Source organism: Campylobacter concisus UNSWCS, from assembly GCF_000466685.1.
GTDB lineage: Bacteria > Campylobacterota > Campylobacteria > Campylobacterales > Campylobacteraceae > Campylobacter_A > Campylobacter_A concisus_A.
This window is the reverse complement of record NZ_ANNG01000024.1, coordinates 1-3,800: the sequence shown is the minus strand read 5'-3', so window position 1 is coordinate 3,800 and position 3,800 is coordinate 1. Positions and strand designations below refer to the sequence as shown.

At 39.1% G+C, this 3,800-nt stretch carries 1 protein-coding gene; it reads left to right on the top strand.

The window, feature by feature from the left end; genetic code table 11:
• Positions 1 to 3,589: Ig-like domain-containing protein (locus tag UNSWCS_RS11960; RefSeq protein ID WP_035143621.1), on the top strand; the 3,589-nt coding region annotated here is incomplete at its 5' end.
• Positions 3,590 to 3,800 lie beyond the last annotated feature (211 nt).

Genomic DNA, 3,800 nt, shown 5'->3' with positions numbered 1-3,800 from the left:
TGGTAACTGGGAAGTTCCAACTCCAGGCAATAAACCACTTAACCCAGGCGATACTGTAACAGCAACAGCAGAAGATCATGGTGGCTCAAGTAACCCAGTAAATTCTAATCCAACAACTGACGTAGTGCCGCCTCATGCTGAGCTTACTCCAAACCCTGATGGCACAGTTAGCGTTGTTTCACATGATGGTGATGCGTCTAAAGTCGAAATTTCATACACTGACAATAACGGCAGCCCACAAACCATCACCGTGGTCAAAAACCCAAGTGCTGGGTGGGTCGTAGATAGCACTCCTGGTAAGACAACAGCACCTGCAACTGACTTTACACTTGATCCACATAGTGGTAAAGTCGTAGTTAGTGATAATGCTACAAAAGATGGCACATCTATAACTGCAAAAGTGACTGATAATGCTGGCAACTCAAGCGAAGATAGTGCTACTACGCCAGATAAGATTAGTATCAAATTTAATGACGATACTACACCTGATGGCATCATTACAAGAGCTGAGAACTATGCTGATGAAGGCACAAAAGCCACTGCAACTATCAGCATACCAAACCTTGCAAAAGATGGTAGCAAGATAAAAATTTCAGGCACTGGTATAAATGATGGTGAATTTACAGTTCATAAAGATGCTAGTGGCAACGTCATAAGCGTTACTGATGGTAATAACAAAAACGTATTTGACGGCACTAATGGCTTTACTATCGCGTATAAATATACAGCTGGTGGAAGCAATGTCAATATCACAGCACAGCTTGATAACACAGCTCTTAAGACAACAGGAAGCGTTAAATTTGAAAATGTCAAAATGGCTGACGTTGAATTTGTAGAGCTTGATAGCCATGGTAATGTTCTAAGTGATAAGAAAACTACGAACACTGATACTACTAAGGGCTATACTAGAGTTGAAGCTGCACTTGATGGCGACGTCAATCATACCACAGCTCGTATATCATTGCCTGATAATGTCCAAGATGGCGACATTGTTACTGTAAGATATGGTTTTGGACCTAATGCTGCATCTTTAGCTGCAACAGGTGGCACAGATACAACTGCATATAAGTATTTCTTAGTTCATAAAGCAGCTGATGGCTCTATGACAGTTGATCAGATCACTTCAGCTACTGATAAGACAGTTATCAAGTCAGGTCTTACATCTACAAACGGCGCTGGAGAGAAATTTGGTATAGATATCCATGATATGCCAACAGCTGTCATTTATAAAACTACATCACGTGGTATAGAAGTAAGCATAAAAGGCGAAGATGATGCAAGTGTAAGTATGAACCCTAGATGGACAAATAGGGGCAGGGTTGAACCAGAAGTTGTTTTTGTGGAAAAGGGCAATGGAAAGGAAAATATATACACTAACAGTCAAGTTGGCGATGGTGCAAATCTAAACAGTGGTGGCATGAAACTAGCAGATGCTATGGGAGATGGCGATATAGATCATACAACCGCACGTGTAGTTATAAAAAATGGCATAGTCGATGGCGATAAGATAACAGTATCGATAACTGACTTTAACAAAATTTATGCAGACACTGGCGTAAAAGTATATCCAAGCAACAACCCAGCTCCGACAGCTGTGAAGACATTTATCGCACATAAAGCAGCTGATGGCACAGTGACATTTGACGAGGTTGATGCGAGTGGTCACGTCATACATGCAGGCATCCCATCAGTAAATAACAATGCCATAGATATACCTGGCATAGGCATGATGAGTAGATCTAGCGATAAATTCGTTCATGCTACTGAGGTCACAGCAAAAGTCTCTGATACTCCTGATAATGAACTACTTAATGGTAATGAAAATGTATCTAGCACTAGCTATGTATTCCTTGAAAACATCAGTAATGTGCAAGAACCTACTATCACAACCATATATGATGATTTTGGTAGCACAACAGGAGATGTATCAAAAAATGGCAAGACTGACGACAAAACTCCAGAGTTGAAAGGCAAGGCAGAGAAATTTGCTACAGTTGAAATTTTTGATGGCACACACTCTTTGGGCACAACTAAGGCTGACGAGAATGGTAACTGGAATTTCACTCCTAAAACTCCACTAAATGACGGTGAGCATAATTTTACAGCCAAAACAATTATCGGTGGAGTTAGCAGCAACGCAAGTGATGGATATGCGATAACCATCGATAACACCATAGGAACTATAGAGGCTAGATTTGTCGAAGATGGAAATAACAATGGCAGACTAACATATCAAGAAAATATGAGTGATGGAAATAGAAAATCTACTTCACTTGAGCTAAAAGTGAGCGGTAGCTTTGAGGATGGCGATAAGATCACTTTACACCTAGATGATCCTATTAAGGGTAGTGGCGATATAGTCTTGAAAAAAGTAGGCAATAGTGCAGTTGTCGAAAGTGCTAGTGAATCACTTAAAGGAATGGCTCCAATAGGCGCAGCAGCTCCTATCAACAACGGTGTTATCATGATAAGTAAGATAGGTATGTTGAATGGACAAAAGACAATTGCAAAAGCATATATCACTGATGATGCTGGCAATAAGTCTAATGTCGCAACAGACGAATTTACATATGTAGATCGTGAGCTTAAACCTGTTCAAGTTGTTGATACTTTGGCAGTATGGGGAAATAATAAACTTGGCTTATTGTTAGAAAGAGATAAAATGCAAGATACTGAACTTCAGTCTCATATAAATGGCAATAACGACTATAAGCTAGATGTAAAAACCATAACTAACTACTCACACTTAACTTTTGGAGATGGTAATGATGAGATTACTGTCCATACAAAAGGCGGTGGCTGGGGTAACATATTTAGAGGTGCTGAATTAAATTTAGGTGGCGGAGACAACAAGCTAACCGTAGAAAGAGATATCGATGCTGCAAAAGTTACAGCTGGTAGTGGCGATGATACAGTAACTGTTCACCACTGGGTTAGAGCAGATGCTACTATAGACTTAGGTGCTGGCGATAACAAGCTAACTGTAGATGATCAAATATTTGATTCTACTGTTACAACCAAAGGTGGTAATGATGAAGTAAGCACTCATGGTCTTGTAGGTGCTACTATAAATCTAGGCGATGGCGATAATAAGCTAAGTGTTGAAACAAATAACGTAACTGGTTCTAAGATCACAACAGGCAGTGGCGATGACACAATAGAAATTGGTAAAAATGTTATCAACTCTACTATAAATCTTGGTGCTGGCGATGACACTATAAAAGTTGGTCAGATTATTGGCAATAGTAACATCAATGGTGGAGACGGCTATGATAAACTAGCTATCACCAACCCAGGCGAAAATGTAAATCTAAGCAGTATCGCAAACAAAGCACATAACTTTGAAGAGCTTGACATCTCTAACAAGGGTCAAAATACTACTTTAAATGTCAAACTATCTGATGTAATAAATTTAACAGATAATGACAATATACTTAAGATCACAGCTGATGCTGGAGACAAAGTAGCATTTAAAGATGGTGGATGGCAAAAAGGTGCCTCAGCTGATGGCTATACTACATATACAAATGATACTACAGGAACAACTGTTACCGTCGAGATCAAAGACGAAGTAACACAACCTATGTAATCATAGATGTAAATTTGCTGCTAAATGGCAGTGCTAAATTAAAATGGAGAGCAAGGAAGCTCTCCAAATTTCCATCTCAAAAATAAAATTTAAATTTATAAAATATTTTTACAATCTTTCAACTTTTTTTAAGCATCCCTCATATATAATTCCAGCTCACGAAACGAGAAACCACCTTTAACTTCACCGTTAATAAAGCCTTTTTCTTATC